This window comes from Stutzerimonas tianxiuensis, assembly GCF_053470365.1.
This window is the reverse complement of the sequence record NZ_JBPVWS010000001.1, coordinates 593,586-615,085: the sequence shown is the minus strand read 5'-3', so window position 1 is coordinate 615,085 and position 21,500 is coordinate 593,586. Positions and strand designations below refer to the sequence as shown.

Annotated in this window: 20 protein-coding genes and 1 pseudogene; 16 read left to right on the top strand and 5 right to left on the bottom strand. The window is 55.2% G+C overall.

Features of this window, described 5'->3' with window-relative positions; all coding sequences use genetic code 11:
- A partial coding sequence (locus ACSSNI_RS02635; protein WP_448258959.1) for a tyrosine-type recombinase/integrase occupies positions 1-380 on the top strand: 380 nt, incomplete at its 5' end.
- A gap of 613 nt (positions 381-993) precedes the next feature.
- On the opposite strand, the gene ACSSNI_RS02630 is transcribed toward ACSSNI_RS02635, so the two are convergent.
- Positions 994-2,040 carry a hypothetical protein gene (locus tag ACSSNI_RS02630; protein ID WP_015275572.1) on the bottom strand — a complete coding sequence of 349 codons (1,047 nt, stop codon included), beginning with the start codon at positions 2,038-2,040 and terminating at the stop codon, positions 994-996.
- A 198-nt stretch (positions 2,041-2,238) separates the two neighbouring features.
- Between ACSSNI_RS02630 and ACSSNI_RS02625 the strand changes: the two are divergent.
- From ACSSNI_RS02625 to ACSSNI_RS02555, 15 genes and pseudogenes are all read left to right on the top strand, one after another.
- Positions 2,239-2,343: pseudogene (locus ACSSNI_RS02625) on the top strand (integrase); the annotation flags it as partial.
- Between the two features lie 494 nt (positions 2,344-2,837).
- On the top strand, positions 2,838-5,201 hold the full coding sequence (locus ACSSNI_RS02620) for a heavy metal translocating P-type ATPase (protein ID WP_448258958.1): 2,364 nt from the start codon (positions 2,838-2,840) through the stop codon (positions 5,199-5,201).
- Between the two features lie 104 nt (positions 5,202-5,305).
- Complete coding sequence (locus ACSSNI_RS02615; protein WP_014822249.1) at positions 5,306-5,686, top strand: hypothetical protein; 381 nt, start codon at positions 5,306-5,308, stop codon at positions 5,684-5,686.
- Between the two features lie 92 nt (positions 5,687-5,778).
- A complete protein-coding gene (locus ACSSNI_RS02610) occupies positions 5,779-7,032 on the top strand; it encodes a TolC family protein (RefSeq protein WP_003292652.1) in 1,254 nt (417 codons plus the stop codon).
- Complete coding sequence (locus tag ACSSNI_RS02605; protein WP_448258957.1) at positions 7,029-8,480, top strand: efflux RND transporter periplasmic adaptor subunit; 1,452 nt, start codon at positions 7,029-7,031, stop codon at positions 8,478-8,480. Before ACSSNI_RS02610 ends, ACSSNI_RS02605 begins: the two co-directional genes overlap by 4 nt.
- Positions 8,477-11,641 carry an efflux RND transporter permease subunit gene (locus ACSSNI_RS02600; protein WP_448258956.1) on the top strand — a complete coding sequence of 1,055 codons (3,165 nt, stop codon included), beginning with the start codon at positions 8,477-8,479 and terminating at the stop codon, positions 11,639-11,641. Before ACSSNI_RS02605 ends, ACSSNI_RS02600 begins: the two co-directional genes overlap by 4 nt.
- Positions 11,638-11,994 carry a copper-binding protein gene (locus ACSSNI_RS02595; protein ID WP_045423044.1) on the top strand — a complete coding sequence of 119 codons (357 nt, stop codon included), beginning with the start codon at positions 11,638-11,640 and terminating at the stop codon, positions 11,992-11,994. Before ACSSNI_RS02600 ends, ACSSNI_RS02595 begins: the two co-directional genes overlap by 4 nt.
- A gap of 140 nt (positions 11,995-12,134) precedes the next feature.
- On the top strand, positions 12,135-12,452 hold the full coding sequence (locus ACSSNI_RS02590; RefSeq protein ID WP_448258955.1) for a co-regulatory protein PtrA N-terminal domain-containing protein: 318 nt from the start codon (positions 12,135-12,137) through the stop codon (positions 12,450-12,452).
- Positions 12,453-12,484: 32 nt separating this feature from the next.
- Positions 12,485-12,742 carry a hypothetical protein gene (locus tag ACSSNI_RS02585; RefSeq protein WP_448258954.1) on the top strand — a complete coding sequence of 86 codons (258 nt, stop codon included), beginning with the start codon at positions 12,485-12,487 and terminating at the stop codon, positions 12,740-12,742.
- 23 nt (positions 12,743-12,765) lie between these two features.
- Entirely contained in the window at positions 12,766-12,996 is a 231-nt protein-coding gene (locus ACSSNI_RS02580) for a hypothetical protein (protein ID WP_003292646.1), read from the top strand.
- 90 nt (positions 12,997-13,086) lie between these two features.
- Complete coding sequence (locus ACSSNI_RS02575) at positions 13,087-14,460, top strand: heavy metal sensor histidine kinase (protein ID WP_003292645.1); 1,374 nt, start codon at positions 13,087-13,089, stop codon at positions 14,458-14,460.
- A 105-nt stretch (positions 14,461-14,565) separates the two neighbouring features.
- On the top strand, positions 14,566-16,257 hold the full coding sequence (locus ACSSNI_RS02570) for an ATP-grasp domain-containing protein (RefSeq protein WP_448258953.1): 1,692 nt from the start codon (positions 14,566-14,568) through the stop codon (positions 16,255-16,257).
- Positions 16,258-16,650: 393 nt separating this feature from the next.
- Positions 16,651-17,139 (top strand): c-type cytochrome, encoded by a 489-nt coding sequence (locus tag ACSSNI_RS02565; RefSeq protein ID WP_226930360.1) that lies wholly within the window; start codon positions 16,651-16,653, stop codon positions 17,137-17,139.
- Between the two features lie 14 nt (positions 17,140-17,153).
- On the top strand, positions 17,154-17,609 hold the full coding sequence (locus ACSSNI_RS02560) for a DUF305 domain-containing protein (protein WP_100550036.1): 456 nt from the start codon (positions 17,154-17,156) through the stop codon (positions 17,607-17,609).
- Positions 17,609-18,184 (top strand): DUF6692 family protein, encoded by a 576-nt coding sequence (locus ACSSNI_RS02555; RefSeq protein ID WP_221103347.1) that lies wholly within the window; start codon positions 17,609-17,611, stop codon positions 18,182-18,184. The genes ACSSNI_RS02560 and ACSSNI_RS02555 overlap by 1 nt, the downstream gene beginning before the upstream one ends.
- 394 nt (positions 18,185-18,578) lie before the next feature.
- On the opposite strand, the gene ACSSNI_RS02550 is transcribed toward ACSSNI_RS02555, so the two are convergent.
- The 4 genes from ACSSNI_RS02550 to ACSSNI_RS02535 all read right to left on the bottom strand — a co-directional run bounded on the left by ACSSNI_RS02550 (position 18,579) and on the right by ACSSNI_RS02535 (position 21,486).
- A complete protein-coding gene (locus tag ACSSNI_RS02550; RefSeq protein ID WP_100550038.1) occupies positions 18,579-18,908 on the bottom strand; it encodes a four-helix bundle copper-binding protein in 330 nt (109 codons plus the stop codon).
- A gap of 474 nt (positions 18,909-19,382) precedes the next feature.
- On the bottom strand, positions 19,383-20,198 hold the full coding sequence (locus tag ACSSNI_RS02545) for a c-type cytochrome (protein WP_100550039.1): 816 nt from the start codon (positions 20,196-20,198) through the stop codon (positions 19,383-19,385).
- Between the two features lie 9 nt (positions 20,199-20,207).
- Positions 20,208-21,206 carry a copper resistance protein B gene (locus ACSSNI_RS02540; RefSeq protein ID WP_100550040.1) on the bottom strand — a complete coding sequence of 333 codons (999 nt, stop codon included), beginning with the start codon at positions 21,204-21,206 and terminating at the stop codon, positions 20,208-20,210.
- Entirely contained in the window at positions 21,196-21,486 is a 291-nt protein-coding gene (locus ACSSNI_RS02535) for a hypothetical protein (protein ID WP_177429599.1), read from the bottom strand. Before ACSSNI_RS02535 ends, ACSSNI_RS02540 begins: the two co-directional genes overlap by 11 nt.
- Positions 21,487-21,500 lie beyond the last annotated feature (14 nt).

Below are 21,500 nucleotides of genomic sequence, written 5' to 3'. Positions count from 1 at the left end.
TTGAAGGTCAGCAGGACCTCGGCTTTGTTGAGATTCTGGAAAATCCATTTGATCTTAGGGAACGGCACATCGCCATACATCATGCCCAGCCCCGCAGCGAGGATTGCCTTTTTCCGAGCCGGCTGCATATCTCAGACCATCTATCCACTCGTCAATACGCTCGTATCGTCAAAGGTTGGGTGAAAGCCATTGGCCCTGATCCAGCCCTGTATGGCATTCACACAATAAGACGTACGAAGGCATCGCTGATCTATCGCAGGACGAAGAACCTGCGGGCAGTTCAACTGTTGCTCGGCCATACGAAGCTGGAGAGCACCGTTCGATATCTGGGGATTGAGGTCGATGATGCCCTAGAGATGGCGGAACAGACCGAGGTTTGACCATGCATAGCGACGGTCGAAGCCAGGCCGTCGCTAACCGGCCAATAGCCGCCCTAGTCTGCCCACCAGTTCGGTATGACAGATGCTAGGCCGGTCAGGGCGCCGACTACCCCAATCATGATGCTACTCCAGAAGGTTACCGGCTCGCGGCGCTGCCTACGCTCCTCGCGGATGTCTGCCCTGACAATGCGAATGCCAGCATCTGTGAGATACCTGGGCTCCCGCGGGTCGCTATCAAATTCGACTCGCCCCCAGAAAGTCCTGTCATCGCGATCAGGCAGTGGGACACCGAGGCGGTCTGCCTCTATCATCCAGTACTCGGTCAAGATCAGCAGCCGCCATTCGTACAGACTGTCCGACTTCTGAATATAGTCCTGAAGCTGTCCATCCTGTTCCGGTTGGACGGTGTGGGGCGGGTGCATCTTCTCCAGTTCGGACCTGGCTTTTTCGCACTTGGCCAACTCAGATCGCATCACTCGGTAATGCTTTGTCCACATCGCTCGCCCCTCCCTTGGAAGAGCGCGACGCTACCTGACTGCAAATCTGAATACCACCTTGCCCGGCCGAATCCTTGCCCGATGCGCGGCCGGCGGGCGTGCCGTGGAGTATAGGGCTAGCCCAAAATAATAGGGGATGGAAGAATCGATTGAGCATTCGGCTGAACGTATCGTCGGGATAATAGGCATTTAGTAAAATTCAATGCCAATGCTTCGGAATCAGTGGTAACTCCCGGCTGTAACATGCTACCGCGCCCTTCGACAAGAATGGCTGCAAACGACAATAAGCTAATTAAATTAAAAAGCCGCAAGAAATTACTCGGTGTTGCGTAGCCTTTAAAGAATCCATGCGCAATCCCATGCCGATTTAAAACAAAGTGCGATGGTAACGACTCTGTATGACCGTAAAAACACCCACGGAAGTACATTTCCATGCTCTCCAGCATCTGCACTCGCTCATGATATCGACTTAAATAGTTTATCGTTAATTCCTTGTCTGGATACCAATCATAACCTGCGACCAGTCGTTTCAACTCACCTTGCTTTATTCGATGAAAAACCTTTAGAAGCGTCTCTATATTCACGGCATCCTTAACTGGAAGAGAGACGTGCTTTCCAAGCTCTCTTAGGAACCCTTCTATGCAAGGCAGAATTCCAACAATTGCCACGCCGTACAGACCCAGACAGTATGCCTTTACAGCCTCAATCAGCTGTTCTTGATACTGAGCAAAAGTGATGCGCTGAGACCATGCCCCACAAATCAGGTCGGCCATTCGTGGGGGCGTGTACATTTCCAACAGCATATTATTCGCGTGAGCGTACCTTTCCTCTTCACTGTTGCTTTTCGAGATTTTTCCGCCGTATTCAGATAGAAATCCAAAGCTATGATATGGGGGGAGTACTATCTCAGTAGTCGCAAACGTATCTCTGTACCAAGCTAGCCCAGAGCCCACTTTGATTTCCGAAAGATCTCTTGGAAAAAATGCACACTCACCAGATGAAACAATTTTATATCCGCGAATATCCCGAAAACAGCTCAGCTTCGCTTCCTGCAAACTATCAAACTCATGCTTCCCTCGATGTAAGCAAGCTTCTACTGCTTTTATTCCTCGCCCCAGCGCCATCGATTTTCTGCACTGCTTGTAAGCCTTAGCGAAGTCCATAGCTGCCCTTGTTATTCGACCCACTGATTCGATCGAACCTACCTGACAACACCTAGCCACGCAAACCATCTGCCGGCGCAGCCCGGCGGTAATGACTGACACGCAATTATTAGACGAATTTGAACGTCAGCTTCTGGCCGGTTAGCGACCATTGCTCTGGCTAGCCATCCTTGTCCTCCCACACGTGGAGGACTTGCCATGAACATCATCGCTACCTGGAGCCGTCAGCCCTGGAACAAAGGGAAATTGGTCGGGCAGAAAATCCCGCTCCGACTGAGAGATATCTGGGCGATCCGAGTAAGGGGTCATGCCGAGATATAAGTAAAATTCACTCACTTCGCACGTAACGTGTTGATGCCAAGAGAATTTACCAAATCGACCGCACAGCCTCTGATCGTGGACTATCTTTTCTGACTCCTCAGAAAAGGAGTTCCTATGGCTTCATTAGAGCGTACGGCGTATCCCACTCTGCCAAAGGCGTATTCAAAAGCAGAGTACCTGCGCTTAGGCTTTTGCACGGTTCGGTATTCATCAAAATGAAGCGGCCGAGCATCGAACAATGGAGGCATAGGCTAGGCCAGCAGGCGGTATCTGCGCGAGCTACTTTTCCAGCAGCTCGCTTCAACATACATACGACCTGACATACCAGAGAACCTGACAGAAATGTAATGGTTACTTCAGCCTTTGGTCAGGACGCTTTGCATATATTGGCTGTCAGACGCTGCAAGCATTGAAAAACCGCAAATGTCCCTGCAATAGGCCAAGTTCGTCGCTAACCAATCCATAAGGTGCCCCGTATGTCCTCTCAGCAGTGCCATCACCAGCCCGACCAAACGAAAGGTACTGCAGCACTCACAGACCCCGTCTGCGGGATGAAGGTGGAAGAGGATAGCGAGCATCAAGAGCATTATCAGGGAAGCACTTACCGCTTCTGCAGCCAGGGTTGCCAGACCAAGTTTCGTTCCGACCCTGCTCGATATCTCGCTGCACCGCAGGCTCATGGAACCTCCTCTCGGGCATCTACCCCACCCGCACAGAAACCACCCGCCGGTGATGCAACGACAGAGTACACCTGCCCGATGCACCCTGAGATCCGCCAAATGGGTCCAGGTGATTGCCCTATCTGTGGGATGTCATTGGAACCTCTGATCCCTGAACTCGACGAGGAGGAGAATCCCGAACTCAAGGACTTCTCGAAGCGATTCTGGTGGTCTCTGCCCCTGACCGTAGCAGTAACCCTGTTGGCAATGGCGGGACATGCGATACCGCTGTTTCACGGGGCTAGCCAGAACTGGGTTGAACTAGCCCTTACGACCCCGGTTGTCTTGTGGGCAGGTTGGCCATTTTTCGTGCGCGGTTTCGCATCAGTTAAGCATCGCAGCCCAAACATGTGGACGTTGATCGGGCTTGGCACAGGGGCTGCGTATATTTACAGCATCATAGCAACCGTCTTACCGAGCATATTTCCAGAGTCATTCACTGTGGGCGGCCGGATAGGCGTTTACTACGAAGCCGCAGCGGTCATCATTTCACTGACGCTTTTAGGTCAGCTGCTCGAACTGAAGGCCCGCTCTCAGACATCTTCCGCAATCAAGTCCCTGCTTGGCTTATCACCCAAAACAGCTCGCCGTATCGCCAAGGATGGTTCCGAGGAGGACATCCCGCTCACACATGTTCACGAGGGCGACCATCTGCGCGTTCGTCCTGGTGAAAAGGTACCCGTTGATGGAGAGGTATTAGAGGGCGAGAGCGCCGTCGACGAGTCCATGCTTACGGGCGAGCCCGTCCCAGTGACGAAGCGAGCAGGCGATGCGCTCATCGGCGCGACGATGAACACGAGCGGCTCGCTTGTCATGCGAGCCACCAGGGTTGGCTCCGGGACTATGCTTTCACAAATCGTCCAGATGGTTGCGAATGCGCAACGCTCCAAAGCACCCATGCAGCGAATGGCGGACACGGTTGCGGGTTATTTCGTGCTGACGGTCATTGGTATCGCCTTGCTGACATTCTTTGCATGGGGCCTGTTTGGACCCGAGCAGGGCTGGGTATTCGGCCTGATCAATGCAGTTGCGGTTCTGATCATTGCTTGCCCTTGCGCACTTGGCCTTGCAACGCCTATGTCGATCATGGTTGCCACAGGCAAAGCGGCTGGAAGCGGAGTGCTTTTCAGAGACGCAGGCGCCATCGAGAACGTCCGTAAGGTAGACACGCTGATTGTCGATAAAACAGGAACCTTGACCGAGGGCCGACCTGTCTTCGATCGGGCCATAGGCGTCACGCCGTTTGACTCGCAGGAAGTCATCCGTTTGTCTGCCAGCTTGGATCAAGGTAGTGAGCATCCCCTAGCCCACGCGATCGTAGACCATGCCAGAAGCGAAGGTATCCAGCTGGCGAAGCCAGAGACCTTCGAGTCAGGGTCAGGTATCGGAGTCCGTGGTCTGGTGGAAGGCAAGCAGCTACAACTAGGCAACACCGCGCTTATGGAAGATGCGGGTGTGAGCGTCGAGCCGTTGAGAGATCAGGCAGAAAAAATGCGCGAGAGCGGTACCAGCATTGTGTACCTGGCTGTTGATGGGGCACTTGCCGGCTTGCTGGCCGTATCGGACCCAATCAAACCGACTTCCAAGGAAGCTGTAGCGCGGCTCCAAGCGGAGGGCGTGCAAGTCATCATGGCCACCGGCGACGGGCTTACCACTGCCCGCGCGGTGGCTCGTGAGCTATCGATCGATGAGGTGCATGGCGAAGTGAAGCCGCAGGACAAGGAGGCGCTGGTGGTTAAGCTACAAGCCCTAGGTAAAGTAGTCGCCATGGCAGGCGACGGAATAAATGATGCGCCGGCGCTCGCCAGGGCTGATGTCGGCATAGCGATGGGCACGGGCACTGACGTCGCCATGAACAGCGCCCAAGTTACGCTCGTTAAAGGTGACCTGATGGGGATACTGCGCGCGCGCACGCTTTCGGTGGCGACGGTTCGCAATATGCGTCAGAACCTTCTGTTTGCCTTTATGTACAACGGGTTGAGCATCCCGATTGCCGCAGGTCTGCTCTATCCGTTCTTCGGACTGTTGCTGTCTCCGATGATTGCTGCCCTGGCCATGAGCCTCAGCTCAGCATCGGTTGTGTTCAACGCACTCCGGCTCCGTCAAACGCGTGTAGTTTGAAGCCTGTCGGCTTAGGCTTAGGCTTAGGCTTAGGCTTAGGCTTCGGTTGCGAAGCGACCGATTGCCTAATTGATTGCTCATGAATTGCCCCGTAAGCTGGAAATATGAAGTCCTACATGCGCTCCTTCCTTATCCTGCTGCTAGTGCTTGCGCTTCCGATCAATGGGATAGCGGAAATGCTCATGCCGGTTGGATCGTCCGGGCATCACGTGATGTCCGATATGGAAGGTGTGGGCGCCATGACGACCGACCACGCTTCGATGGTTGGCGCCGATGACGGTGCTGAACACGAGTGCTGTGAAGCGAATGAGCATGGAACGGCGACCGTCTGCAAGACGGGCCAAGAATGCAAAACTGCAAGTATCCTTCAGCTTGTCTCAATAAAAGCCCAGCTGATGCCTGCTGCTAAACCCGTGACCACTCCCTATAACGGCCTGATCCCCTCTAGCCTTTTAGACGCCGTCTGGCATCCACCCCGCGTCTAATTCCGATCAAATTATAGGAACCGCCCGAGTGAGCATTCGGGCCGGCTACCGCGCGCCTTTGGCTCGCATGAAAGATCAGGAATCCTTCGCAAATGAAACCCCGTATTTATTGGGCGCCGCCGTACGTGGCCGCCTTGATCATGGGCGCGCTCTCGTTTCCAGGGTTAGCGTCCGCTTTGACCTTAGAACAAGCTCTGAGCGTGGCCGAGCAAGACGCGCCTTCGCTGCATGCGCAAGCCGCCAACCTGGTGGCCGCACGCAGCGCTGCAATCCCTGCCGGCGAGCTTCCTGACCCTAAACTTAAGCTTGGACTGCAAAGCGTGCCCATCGAAGGTGACGCTCGCTGGCAGTTGGAGCAAGAGGCCATGACCATGCAAATGGTTGGGGTCATGCAAGATGTGCCAAACCGAGCGAAAAGGCGCGCTCGTGTCGAGGCCGCGCAGGCTAGTGTTGCGCTCGCAAACGCCCAGCAAACGGTTGAACGTCTCGGTGTGCGCCAAGCAACCGCCGAGGCATGGATCGCTAGCTTCGCGGTCGAGCAGAAGCTAAGCCTTTTCAAGCAGCTTTACAGCGAGAATCAGCTCCTTTCGCGGGCTGTTCAGGCCCGCATTGCTGGCGGCAGCGGACAAACCGCAGACAGCGTACTTCCGAGGCAAGAGGCAGCATTGCTGGCTGAACAAGAGGATGAGCTGCTGCGTAACCAGGCTGTTGCGCGGGCCGGCCTCCGGCGCTGGATAGGCGAGCTAGCAGGCCAGCCGCTTACAGGTGACTGGCCGCAATGGCTTGCCGCCGTTGATAACTATCAGCACAACCTGAACCGGCACCCGGCGTTACTCGCCTTCGACCCGATGACTCGTGAAGCGGAGGCAAAGGTTCACCAGGCCATCGCAGAGAAAACACCGGATTGGAGCTGGGGGATCGACTACCTGCGACGTGGCCGTGAGTACGGCGACATGGTGAACCTCAGCGTCAGCTTCGACCTGCCGCTGTTTACCAGCTCTCGGCAGGATCCGAAGATCGCGGCCGAACGAGCTCGCCTTGCCCAGATCGAGGCTCAGCGCCAAGCGACCTTGCGCCTGTACAACCAAGAGCTGAGTACTGACCTCGCTGAGTATCAGCGTCTGGACCGCGCACTCATCCGCCTCGACAAAACCTTACTACCCCTCGCTGAAGAGAAGGTCCGCCTTGCCATGGCCGATTACCGCTCCGGAAGCGGTGAGCTGACCGCTGTGATCGAAGCGCGACGACAGCTTGTGGAGACCCGGCTACGGCGTATTGACGTCGCCCGCGATCGATCGTTGAGCAATGCCCGCCTGCATTTCGCCTTTGGAGATACCCGACCATGACATTCCAACACAAGCGGCTGGTACTCGCCTTCAGTCTGCCTCTGATGATTAGCGCTGCAGCGCTAATCGGTCTGCCTACCGCAGCCTTCGGACAATCGCCTGCAGAAGAAGACAAGGAAGTGCTCTATTGGTATGACCCTATGGTCCCCCAGCAAAAGTTCGATAAGCCGGGCAAGTCGCCATTCATGGATATGGAATTGATTCCACGCTATGCAGATGAGGGAAGCGACGGGGCATCGATCAGTATCGACCCGAGCGTGACGCAGAATCTCGGCGTGCGCTTGGCAACCGTAACGCGTGAATCGATCAGCCAGTCGCTCGAAGCGACAGGCGCGTTGATGTTTGACGAGCGAGACGTGGCGGTTGTGCAGGCGCGTGCCGGTGGCTTTGTCGAGCGCGTTTACGACCGAGCACCGGAGGATGTCATCGAAAAAGGCGCGCCGTTAGCCGATCTTTTGGTTCCCGAATGGGCTGCCGCACAGGAAGAGTACCTGGCGCTCAAAGGGGTCGGCCAACCCCAGCTGCTCGCAGCGGCTCGCCAGCGGTTGCGCCTTGCTGGCATGCCGCCAGAAGTCATAGTGCAGCTAGAACGAACTGGTAAAGCGCGCCCCGTTTGGACAGTGACGAGTCCAATAGGCGGCGTGCTGAACAGCCTCGACGTTCGCGAGGGCATGACCGTACCCGCCGGCGCTACTCTTGCTCGCGTCAACGGGCTGGACACGGTTTGGCTAGAAGTTGCAGTACCAGAGGCGCGGATCGCAAATTTAGCGCCAGGGCAATCAGTAACAACGCGCCTGCCCGCTTTTGCGGGTGAAACGCTGGAAGGAACGATCCAGACGGTACTATCGCAGGCCAACCTGGATAGCCGCACTGTGCGTGTCCGGGTCGAGCTACCTAACCCGCAACAACGGCTTCGTCCCGGCATGACGGCCGAGGTGACGTTGAGTCGCAACGTCGAAGATGTCTTGGTCATCCCGTCCGAGGCGGTCATTCGCACCGGTCGGCGCGCATTGGTGATGCTGGCCGAGGATCAAGGCCGTTACCGCCCGATTGAGGTTCGCACAGGCCGGGAATTCGATGACCAGACAGAGGTGCTTGAAGGGCTGGAAGCCGGTCAGAAGGTCGTGGCGTCCGGTCAGTTTCTCCTGGATTCAGAGGCGAGCCTACGCGGGCTGACCGCTCAGGGTTTGGAGGAGCCTGCAACTTCTACAGAACCTGCGCTGCACGAGGCTGAAGGTACGATCGTCAGCCTGGAAGATGGCATGGTTGGCCTGTCGCATGGGCCGTTCAAGACGCTGAACATGCCTGGGATGACCATGTCCTTTCCGGTTGCGGATCAATCCCTGCTGTCAGGCTTGCGAGTCGACGACCGCGTCCGTGTGGGCGTGCGTGAAAGCGAAGAGGGCCTGGTCATTGAGCACATCGAGAAGCTGGGGGGCCAGCCATGATCGCAGCCATAATTCGCTGGTCAGTGGCCAACCGCTTTCTGATCCTGCTGGCTACTGTGTTCGCGGTGGCTTGGGGTGTCTGGTCGGTCAAAAACACCGCTGTTGATGCATTGCCAGACCTTTCCGACGTTCAGGTCATCATCCGCACGCCATACCCCGGGCAGGCGCCCCAGATCGTTGAGAATCAGGTCACCTACCCACTGACGACGACCATGCTGTCTGTCCCCGGCGCAAAGACGGTCCGCGGCTACTCCTTCTTCGGGGATAGCTACGTGTACGTCCTGTTTGAGGACGGCACCGACCTCTATTGGGCCCGTTCTCGGGTGCTGGAGTACCTGAGTCAGGTGCAGAGTCGGCTTCCCGCCGCCGCCAAACCCGCTTTGGGCCCTGACGCCACAGGTGTCGGCTGGATCTACCAATATGCTTTGGTAGACCGAACGGGCAAACATGACCTCTCGCAGCTGCGCTCTTTGCAAGATTGGTTCCTGCGCTATGAGCTCAAGACACTGCCCAACGTGGCGGAAGTCGCGCCCATAGGCGGGATGGTCAAGCAGTATCAGGTCGTACTGGATCCCGTGCGCATGGCAAGCAGGGGCGTGACGCAGCAGCAGATTGCAAAGGCGATCGATGAAGCCAACCGTGAAACCGGCGGGAGTGTTCTGGAACTCGCAGAAACCGAGTTCATGGTCCGTGCGACCGGGTATCTCAAGACACTCAAAGACTTTCGAGCCATTCCTTTGCGTCTCGACGGCGGCGTGCCAGTGACGCTAGGGGACGTTGCGCATATCCAGCTCGGCCCGGAAATGCGCCGGGGCATCAGCGAGCTTGACGGTGAAGGTGAGGTAGTCGGCGGCGTGGTGATCCTGCGGAGCGGCAAGAACGCTCGGGAAACCATCGCTGCCGTTCAGACCAAACTGGATGAGCTGAAAGCGAGCCTGCCCCAAGGCGTCGAAATCGTCACGACGTACGACCGTAGCAAGCTGATCGACAGTGCCGTTGAAAACCTCACGCACAAGCTCATCGAGGAGTTCATTGTCGTTGCGTTGGTTTGCGCGATTTTTCTGTGGCATCTGCGCTCGTCGTTGGTCGCCATCGTGTCGTTGCCGATCGGCATCCTGATTGCTTTTGTGATCATGCAGCGGCAAGGCATCAACGCCAACATCATGTCGTTGGGTGGCATCGCGATCGCGATCGGAGCGATGGTCGATGCAGCAATCGTCATGATCGAAAACGCCCACAAGCACATTGAGGCCTGGCACAAGCGGCATCCTGACTCCACCTTGAAGGGCCAGGAGCACTGGAAGGTCATTACTGACGCGGCTGTTGAAGTGGGGCCGGCATTGTTCTTCAGCCTGCTGATCATCACGCTGTCGTTCATTCCAGTGTTCACCCTGGAGGCGCAGGAAGGCCGGCTGTTCGGTCCACTGGCGTTCACCAAAACCTATGCAATGGCAGCCGCCGCGGGCCTGTCTGTCACGCTGGTTCCGGTGCTCATGGGGTATTGGATCAGGGGCAGAATCCCTGACGAACACCGTAATCCACTCAACCGTGGCCTCATCTGGATCTACAAGCCGGCCCTGGACGCGGTACTGCGCTGGCCCAAGATGACTCTGCTGGTGGCTGTTCTGATCTTCCTGACAGGCTTGTGGCCGGCCTCTCGCCTTGGTGGGGAGTTCTTGCCCCCGCTGGATGAAGGTGACCTCCTTTATATGCCCACTGCGCTTCCAGGCCTCTCCGCTCAGAAGGCTTCTGAGCTACTGCAGCAGACGGACCGGCTCATAAAAACGGTACCAGAAGTTGCACACGTGTTCGGTAAGGCTGGTCGAGCCGACACCGCTACAGATCCAGCCCCGCTGGAAATGTTCGAGACGACCATTCAGTTCAAGCCGAAGGATCAATGGCGCCCTGGGATGACGCCTGACAAGCTGGTTGAGGAGTTGGATCGCACCGTACAGGTACCTGGATTAGCCAATCTGTGGATCCCGCCGATTCGAAACCGTATCGATATGCTGGCGACGGGTATCAAGAGCCCGATCGGGGTGAAAGTGTATGGCACTGACTTGGCACAGATCGACAAAGCCACCCAGGCAGTGGAAAAAATCGCCAAAACGGTGCCTGGGGTCAGTTCGGCGCTTGCTGAGAGACTGACCGGCGGCAGGTACATCGATGTGGATATCGATCGTGTCGCCGCCGCACGCTACGGCCTGAATATCGCGGACGTGCAATCGATCGTGGCCGGTGCCATCGGTGGTCAAACCATTGGTGAAACCGTGGAAGGGCTCGCCAGGTATCCGATCAACCTCCGCTATGGCCGCGAGTGGCGCGACTCGATATCCGATCTGCGCAACCTACCGATCTACACGCCGCAAGGCAGCCAGATCACGTTGGGGACCGTGGCCAAAGTACAGGTGACCGACGGGCCGCCAATGCTTAAAAGCGAAAACGCAAGGCTGTCGGGCTGGGTTTACGTCGATGTTCGTGGCCGCGACATGGCGGCTGTGGTGGGCGATCTGAGGGAAAAGATCAGCAAAGGGGTCCAGCTCGAATCCGGCATGAGCATCAGCTATTCCGGCCAATTCGAATTCATGGAGCGAGCTAACGCGAAGCTGAAGCTCGTCGTGCCGGCTACCTTGCTCATCATTTTTGTCTTGCTCTACCTCACGTTTGGGCGCTTTGGGGAGGCGTTGCTGATCATGGCCACGCTGCCATTCGCCCTAACCGGTGGCGTCTGGTTCCTCTATTTGCTCGGGTACAACCTATCCGTAGCGACAGGAATCGGTTTCATCGCACTGGCAGGCGTTTCTGCTGAGTTCGGCGTCATTATGCTGCTGTATTTGAAGAACGCATGGACAGATCGGGTTAACGCTGGAGCCCATGGCGAAGGCGTACTGCTCGACGCAATCCGCGAAGGCGCTGTGCAGCGGGTGCGCCCCAAGGCCATGACCGTAGCAGTGATTATCGCCGGTCTGCTGCCCATCCTCTGGGGTAGCGGAACCGGCAGCGAAATCATGAGCCGCATCGCCGCGCCCATGGTGGGCGGGATGATCACCGCCCCTTTGCTCTCCCTGTTCGTTCTGCCGGCAGCTTACCTGCTGATGCGCCGCCGGCAATTGCGAGTTACCACCCAGCAAGCAACCAACCCCACTGGAGAACATCCATGAACATTAAGCACATCACCCTTGCCTCACTCTTCCTGGTGCCAGTCGCCTATGCCGCCGACAAGGAGCCAATGGACGGCATGCCGATGGATCACAAAGGCATGAACATGCCAATGGACCAGAAGTCGGCGGGACAGACCGCTACAGCCATCGGCACAGTCAAGAAAGTAAACACCGAGAGCGGCACCGTGACCATTGCACACGGCCCGGTCGAAGCGCTGGGTTGGCCTTCTATGACGATGGGCTTCAAAGCGAAGCCTGATCAGCTCCAAAAGTTGAAAGAAGGGGACCAGGTCGAATTCGAGTTCTCCTCGAAGGGCATGGATTCCACCATTACGCGTATCGAAAAACGGTAAGCACAGAAAGCGACCGCCGCAGACGCGGCGGTCGTACCAACAAAAAAATGAGCGATTACAGCTTTGTAACCTTGGCAACAGCTTCTTGTAAGTAGCAAGCCTTTAATCTACAGGCATCAACTAACCAAGAGGTGCAAACCATGAGCCGTATAACCAAAGTAATCGTTCCTTTTATTCTGACCGTTGCGTCTTCTCTTGCAATGGCCGAAGGCGGAAGCGATCGGACAATGCATCGCCTAAATGATCCTGCAGGATCCAATCTCACTCTTAAAGAGCTTGTCAAAGAAGGCAAAGTGCTGAGCATCGCACCTGCAGGGGCGACCGGTACGACTGAAATGATTCAGAACTATCGGACTACTGCAAAAGTTCAGACATATGAAATGAAGGTAAAGACCCCAGACGGGAAGATCCATACGGTAGAGTTCCTGAGCACCCCAGTTGGCGTGAACAATGGCTAATCTGCCAAGCTTAATATCCGAGGGATAGTTAGATGAGCAGCATAATATCCAAGATTAAAAGCGTACTGCAGCGCAATGCGGTCGTAACGGGGTTAACCGCAGCTGTGGTTGGCTACATGCTACTGAACCAAAGCACTGCGGCGTTGGCAACAACGCTGCCAAGCCTGCTCTTTCTCTTGCCCTGCTTGTTGATGATGGTCGTATGCATGAAGCATATGTCTAGCGGTAAGTGCGACAAGCCCAAGGAGCCCAACGTTGGCGAAAACACCTTGTTAAGCAAAAGCGAATAACCCACTGAACTTGGAGATTTAACATGCGAAAGGCCATCACCGTTACAGCAATCGCAATCACCTTGGCGAGCGGACTGAGTTTCGCAGCGGCAGATAAAGCGGACCAAAGCCATTCAGAAACCGGCATGATGAGCGGCGACAAGCATATGGAAATGATGGGTGACATGCGTGGAATGATGAAAGAGTGTCGTGAGATGATGGGGGCCGCCAAAGCCGACCACTCGCAAAATGGCGAAAATCCAGACGCAGCATAGGATATGAGGGTGTGAGTAACAATGATCGAAGCAGGTGGGGGGTGCCCCACCTGCTTTTTTGTGCTTGATGGCCTAACCAGGACCGTACTGATGGGAAAAGTGTCACTGACGAGCAGAATGGCGATAGCTTTCATGCTCGTGGTTACGGTTGTGCTGCTGGCGGCCGCAATCAGCTTTAATTATTTTTGTCAGCTCCATTTCGAACGCAAAGATGCACAAGTGCTTAATGAAAAGGCCGCTGCAGTAGAGCGTACGCTACTCAACAGCTCAGCATTCGGGCCTGAGACCGCTTCAAGGATCGATGCCGTTATTGAGCACTCCTTTGGCTTCGCGACTGCGGTTGTAGTAGACGGTAAGACGGTTTACTCCCATCACAATCTGTCTGAGAGCTTGCTACCTCTTGTCACAGACATCCAAGAGGAACGCTGGACGGTAAGTTTCGGTGGCCACCAGTACAGCGGAATTACCAGAAAAGTAAATCGGTGGGTAGAAGGGCAGGACACTGTTATCTATTTGGCTTTGGATGTAACGCACCGAATCCACTTCTTCGATATGATTCAGCAGTGGTTTGCTTATACGCTTGTCGTTAGTGCACTTCTGAGTGGCGCGTTAGGTGTTGTTCTGATCAGGAAAGGCTTAAAACCAATAGACGAACTGTCCAAGACTTCTTCTACGGTAACCGCCCACTGCTTAGATACCAGAATTCCAACCGAGTCGGTGCCAGGCGAGCTGCATGAACTCGTAGACAACTTCAACGAAATGCTTTCGCGCTTGGACGACTCTTTTCTCAGATTGTCAGGTTTCTCAGCGGATATCGCGCATGAGCTAAGAACGCCGCTGAACAGCATGCTTACCCAAATGGAGGTCGCGCTCTTGCGCGACCGCGAGAATACCGACTACAAAGACATTTTGTATTCCGCCCTCGAAGAACTTAGGCGCATGTCAAAGATGGTCGATGACATGCTATTCCTCGCCAAGGCGGACAACGGGAAGATTACGCCCAATGCCGAAGATGCCAGCATGGCTGAGATTACCGCGAGCGTTATCGAATATTACGAGCTTGCAGCCGAGGACAAAAAGGTAGAAATCGCGCTTTCAGGCGATGGATCGGTACATGGCGATAAATCGATGCTGAGACGGGCCGTCTCAAACATAGTCTCTAACGCAGTTCGATATGCAGAGGAAGGCAGCACCATCAGCGTTGAAATAAGCGAGAGCGGTGGCTCGGTTTGCACAGCCATATCCAACCGAGGCACAACGATTCCAGCCGAGCTTCAGGCCCGAGTGTTTGATCGATTCTATAGGGTCGACACCGCAAGGCGCGAAGGAACCACCATGAATGCGGGCCTCGGCATGGCTATCACTCGTTCGATAGTCGAAGCGCACAAAGGGCGCATCGCTTGCGAATCAGCTGAGGGGCATACGACTTTCACAATGACGCTTCCAAAGCTTATGTCTAGTTAATGGCAGAGTGCCAGCAACGACCCTGACCTACGCTCATAGAAACGCCAGGCTGAACCGAAAGAGGCCGAGACTTTCGAAGCTGTATGTTTGGTTCTGGAGGTTCCCGTGCAAGCGTCCTCATCGAGAAAATGCGGTACGACAGCCGCAGCGCTCAACGAAGCGTGCTTCTGCGTAAGCCTAGATCAAGCTGCGCTCGCAGACGCATTGACTGAACAGCTTGGGGATCCAGAGCTGTCGGAGCTATTGAAGTCACGTTGCCCCCATGTGTTTGCAGCACGACCGGTCTTTGTTTCATCCTTGCGGCTGCGCCAGGTTAATGAGGTTATTCAGGCCATCGAGCAGACCGTGAGCTCGCCCGGTTGGCGTGAGCATGCTCTGGATTATGCCCCACCTATTGCGCGACACAATCCGCGTGGCTCGCATGGCGTCTTCTTCGGCTACGATTTTCATCTGGATGAGGACAAGCTTGGTCTTATCGAAATAAACACAAATGCGGGCGGAGCGATGCTGAACGTATTGCTCGCCCGCGCTCAGCGCAGTTGTTGCAGCGGCGTAGTCGGGCTATCGCCGGGGCAGGAAGGGCCCGGCGGCTTCGAGCAGTCGATACTGCATATGTTCGCCCAGGAATGGTCTGCAAGCGGCGAGAAACGACCGCTCACGCGCGTGGTGATCTTGGATGAAAGCCCACAAGCCCAGTACCTGTATCCGGAGTTTCTTCTTTTTCAGCGGTTATTCGAGTCAGCAGGAATCGACTGCATAATTGCAGACCCAGCCGATCTGGCCTTTCACAACGATTGCCTCTTGGTCGACGAAAATCCTGTGGATCTCGTCTACAACCGACTCACCGATTTCTATCTGGAAGGTGACAATTGCAGCGCGCTGCGCAGCGCTTATATGGCTGATGTCGTGACGGTAACGCCACACCCTCAGGCCTATGCCCTTTACGCCGACAAACGCCGGTTGGTTGACCTAACCAACGCACGTTTTTTGGAAGAGATTGGCGTCGATCAGCAAGTCCGAGCCGTGTTGGCCCAATACGTCCCGCTTACTGTCCCGGTCGAGCATCGCAATGCGGAGCAACTCTGGGAGAGACGCCGCAGCCTCTTTTTCAAGCCTGTTAGCGGTTTTGGTAGTCGCGGGGCATACCGAGGAGACAAGCTCACCAAGCGTGTGTGGGAAGAAATCGTTGGCGGAAACTACGTGGCCCAGTCCCTCTTGGCTCCTGGCGAGCGTAGAACTATCGCTGACCCTCAGGTACGACCAATGAAGTTTGACCTGCGCGCATACGCTTATGCTGGCAAGGTGCAGTGGAACGCTGCCAGGGTCTACCAAGGCCAGACAACCAACTTCCGAACAGAGGGGGGCGGTTTTGCTCCTGTGTTTACCTTAGGTGAGGAAGAGGAGCGAACCGGTTCCACAGAGCAGCGGTCGCACGCCTCGTTCACGTTCTTGCTTGACGAAACCGGCGCCGTAGATGAACTGCCGCACCCGCAATATCTGGCGTTGGTTCGAGCTGAAAAGGCTACCTCAACGCTTGCCGGTAAACGTTTCCGATTGGCCGACTGGTATGTGGCAATAGAAGATGGCCGTCCTTCCAAAGTCATCCGAGAATGGTACGGCTGGGTAGCGTTCGACGAAGCTGGTGGTTACCACCCTGAAGCTGATTCGCCGAACTGCAAGTCAGACAGTGCAGGCAATATAGACTCATCCGCACTACCGACACCGGAAGAGCACGATCGAATCGAGAGATTGTTGTTTCAAGCGAATAATGGCCTGTCTTGCAAGCCCCTGAGATAGGCCTAGGGCGCTCGTCTCAGCGAGCAGGCCCATCAGAATTGTACCGTCCAATGATTCATGCCGCTCAGGCCGGTCAGACTCGACTCCATGCCCATGTTTCGTCTGCTTTCTTATAATTAATTTAACGCCCTATTGGTTCATTCTTCGATAGCGTCAGCGCGTCAAGTCCACTTATCAAACCCGCGCTACCTAATGGGCGCTTAAGCTGGGTGATGATTACATTTCTGTAAGCTTCCAAAAAAATCGAAACCTCACAACTCTCGACTTGTCCTTTTTAAGTGACACCGCAGGCTGGTTTCTCTTCCTCAAACAAACCAATGGGCGAGGTACACAGTGAGGTCGAACAAGAAATGTATAGCTACTGGTGTAGCCGCTGGGATCGCTGGAACCCTGTTGCTGGGTGCTATTGTCGGGATTACCGTTGTTTACACGGGGGCCTATAACGTCGCAGCGACGGAAGACCATCAACCATTAGTGCGCTGGGCTTTGGACACGACTATGAAATCGTCGGTTGCGGATGGTGCATCTTCCATTAAACCGCCCGCGCAATTCAGTGCAAAAACGGTTTCTGAAGGTGGCAGTGCTTATCAAGCCATGTGCCAGCATTGCCATGGGGCACCCGGTGTTGAGAAAAGCGAGTGGGCTCGGGGAATGCTGCCGCAGCCCCCACACCTTCCCGACGTAGTTCCTGAATGGAAAGCCAATGAGGTGTTCTGGCTGGTGAAGCACGGCGTTCGAATGAGCGCAATGCCCGCGTTCGGCCCGACCCACAACGACGACGAAATCTGGGCGATAACAGCATTCGTGATGCAGCTTCCAGGCATGACTGCGCAAAAATACGCTGAGTTTGGAAAAAACGATTCGGCCGTAGCCCCCCATTAAAGAGGAACTAGTTCATGCAAATGTCTTACTGGCGCTTTGCAGCGATGATAGCAACTTCGACCCTCATCATGTATGGCGTTATGTATTTAAATACATACGCATTTGAACATGTTCTATGGAGCGAGACCCGCGTTTGGATGGCGTTAGTGATGGGCGCGGTGATGGCCGTAGTTATGCTCGCATTCATGCTTAATATGTATAAACGAAAATCGGTTAATATTGCCATATTCGCAGGCAGTGCAGCGGCCTTTGCTATTGCGCTGTGGCTTGTTCGTAGCCAGGCAACGGTAGGCGACACGGAATACATGAAGGCGATGGTTCCCCACCATTCCATAGCTATCATGACAAGCGAGCGCGCTCAGATTTCAGACCCTCGGGTCCGCAAACTGGCTGACGAAATCATTGAGGCTCAGCGCCGAGAAATAGCTGAGATGAAGTTTCTCATCCATGATCTAGAGAGGGCTAACTGATGCAACTGTATCGAGCACCCGCTATAGCCCGGGCCATTCTTCCCAAGACCATCATGACGACCTTCGCTCTGGCACTCACTGCTTGTGGTGACCCGGCTCCTGGTGAAGGCCTGGATAAGCCAACAATGCGGCCCCCCCTACCTGAAGTGGTAAGCGCCCGTGACGCTATAGGAAGTCCCGACATTCCGTCTATTGACCCGCAAACCCTTGATCAAGCGGAAGTAGACAAGGTACTCGGCTCAGGCCCTTACTGCACTTTCGTTTATACCGCGGAAAGCCCACCCGTAGTCGCGATCAAGCATGATGGGGAAAGCGGGGGCGCCAAGGGGGTTATAAAAATTCATGGCAAGTTGGTACAGCTGTCCAGCGAACCAACTCAAGGCTATTCTGCGCTCTTTGGCGGGGCCTCCCTCGCCGCCGAAAGCATCAACGTCAATGTAGCGTTGGGGAAAGACGGGGCCGTGCAAAAGCCTACAGGCGAAAAATCTATCGCAGATCTGAATTTTGAGCTTGATCAGGGCCTGATGATTGGCTATCGCGGATGGTACGCCTGCGAGAAACCGCCGCGGAGTTAAGTACTAACGCGTCACGCAGGTCGACGGGCTCCACATGGAGGCGCAGCCGGCTCTCCACGCCCGTTTCATCCCCATAGACCCGAAGCAAAGACCACCCATCGCGGCATAGCAAGGCTGAAAAAAACGCGACGTTGCGCTACCGGCGGTTGTAGGACATAGCTGGCTCGATCCTCCTCAAGGGGAATGCCTTGCGCTTTGAGGGTGAGCAAGTCTATCTGCTAAACGAAATGCTGCTGGACACAGATCGATTCGATCTTGGCTATTGCGAGTTTCGTATGCGCTTTTTTGATAAGCCTTGTACGTCTGATATCAAGCGCGCGAAGTTTCTTATTGTTCTCCCCAAGCGGCTCTGGCACACCAATCTCGGTTGTGCCAGAGCAGGAGTAGATAGGCGTTACGCAGCCATGCGCTCGCATTCTTCAGCGCACTTCATACACGCTTTGGCACACTCTTGGCAGTGATCCACTTGATGTTTTGCGCATTCCTCTCCGCATGCACGGCAGATCTTGGCGCAAAGAGCACAAAATTCTTTAGCGTACTCACTTTCGCGACTCATCAGTGTGGCGGCCAACCTACAAATGTCCGCGCAATCGCGGTCAAGCTCGATGCAGCGAGCCATCATTTTTACGTCATCCTCACGCAGGCAAGCAGAGGCGCACGTTTCGCATACTAGGGCACAGTTCGAACAAGCTTGGATACAGGAAGCGAACATTGAGTTTGTCATTGTGTTCTCCAGGTTTCGAAAGTTGTATGTCGCCGGTGCCTACTAGCCGAATACACCCATAAGCGTATTAAGCAGGCACAAAAAATACGACAGGCTCCTATCTAACCCGTTTCGACCAACTTCATTACAATGCTGTAAGGTTCGTCCAACCGCACCGGGGATCTATGCGGGCGCGGTTGGGGGCGACAAGCCAATAGATTGCCTGGCCGGCTTCGCTAGCCTGTTCTAGATGATGAGTGGGGTATGGCAAGCTCCCTGTCGCCACGACTGGGAGCCCTTACTGGGGAACCGCCGGAGCGAAAGCCGCTTAACTACGTGAGTTACTAGCCCTGCGGCCTAGCGTCTTGGGAATCAATCGCAGAGCCCTCCGGTACCGTTGCGTCGACTAGGATGGCCTAGGGCCGCCCCCTCTGCTTGTGCTGAGGCGCCTTTCTAAGAGCCTGGTCAGAACCGCGTAGGCACACATACCGGATGTTAGTGCTCGTGTTGCTTCCCGTCTGCGTGCACATGGTTTTCTGAAGGGGATTTGCCTTCGGCATCGGCATCGGCACTGTCACTGCCATTGCTGTGCTCTACCGCCTGGGGCTCGTCGGAAGCGTGATGGTCATCGCTTTCGCTATCACCATGATGCCCGGAGCCTGATTGGCCGGTTGCTCCACCCGAGCTGCTAGAGCCATGGTGATCCGAGCTGCTACTGTTGTCCTGATGATGATCGTCCGTGGTCATCTCACCATGTTGATCACCGTGCCCAGCTGGGGTCTCCCCACCACCATGCTGATGACCACCGCTAGACGCAACGAGCGCTCGATACGCTCCTTCATCTAGCTCAGGAAGCTTCTGCAGGAAAGCCACCATCCCCCATATGTACGGGTCAGCCATGCTTTTACCCCACGCAGGCATACCAGTGGCCTTGATGCCATGCTTGATGACCCAAAACGTCTTTGCTGGGTCATCGTATAGCCCTGCTTCAGCCAAGCTGGGTGGAGCGGGATAGAGGCCTTTGCTTAACTCGGTCTCAGCCATGCCTGGCGCCAAATGACAACCCACACACATCGAGTCGTAGTTCCCCGCCCCGGCGCTGATTTGGCCTTCATCGTCAAGGGCTGGCACGGCTATGTCTTCGGAGCGAACCACAATCGAGCGATTGCGAGCAGTTTCCAGGAAAGCGTGAACCGCTCCGGTATGGGGATCATCCGCTGCAACATTAACCAGTCCTGTAAAAACAACGCCGGCCACTATCAACAGGCCTAATGTGCAGAAGGCACCGAAGCTAATAATTATTCTTTTCATCGAAGGTCCTTAAAACCAGAGCCTAACGCCAGCAACGAACCGCGCTTCATCTGCATCTTCGTCTTCATCTCTCGCCATATCAGCGGTATTGCCGTATGCCCGGCTCCAGGTGACACCGATGTACGGTGCGAACTCACGAACGACTTCGTATCGTAGGCGGAGCCCCACCTCTGTGTTTGCAAGACCAGCGCCTACTCCGCGAGCTGGGTCGTCCTTGCCATAGAAATTAAATTCGGCAGTCGGTTGGAGGATGAGCCTGTTCGTTAGAAGGATGTCGTATTCGCCTTCTAAGCGTGCTGCTGTCTGCCCGCCTTCACCGACGAAGGCGGTGGCTTCCGCCTCAAATCCATACAGAGCCATCCCCTGAAGGCCGAACGCCGCCCACGTTTGCGGAGACTCGGGCTTAAAGTCCCGGCGAACACCCGCTACCACATCCCACCAAGGGCTTATTGCGCGCCCGAAGAGCGCCTGGATCTCGGCATCTTCAGTAACGCCATTCGTTCGCTCACCTTCCGAGCGAAACCAGAACCGATTGATATCGCCACCAACCCAGGCGGTAGCTTCCCAACTAAGAGTGCTACCTTCATCTGCGTCCTGGTACTCAAGTTGATCTAGCAGAAGGAACCAGGCCAGATACTTGTCATGGACCGTATGACCCTGAAGACCAGGGAAAGCCGCTTCTCTATCCGCATCGGTCAATATTGGAATGAACGAGGGATGAACCATGCCAGGCATTTCGAGCGTATCGTCATGCTTCATTTCGCCATGGTTCATCTTGCTATGATCGATCGCACCATGACCCATTGCGGAGTGGTCCATTTGCCCACCGGAGCCATGATTCATAGCTGCGGGCCTGGCTGAAGATGCAGGGGCTTGAGCTGCCTCAGTAGGAGAGGCTTGATGCATCGAGTGATCCATCATCTCGGCGGCGTTGGCTGTCCCTGCAGCCGCTGCGCTCAACGAAACTCCGAGCGCAATCAGAGCAAAGCGACAAGATCTAATGGTCATGGTGTGAATCCACCTTAGCACCAGTAGCCTTCGGGTCATGACCCATTTTGCCGTGGTCCATATCACCATGGTCCATCGAGCCATGATCCATGTCGCCGTGGTTCATTTCGGAATCAGAAGTTTCTGGTGCCTGAGATGCCGGCTTGTTGACCGGGTTTTGCGACGAAGCCGATGATTGCTTGTGTTGATCATGTTTTTGATCTGCAAACGCAGCTGACATATTCATTATGCCCAGCAAACTGAATATAAACGCGCTGCCGATAAGAGTCTTACGCTTCATAAAATTTCCCATAT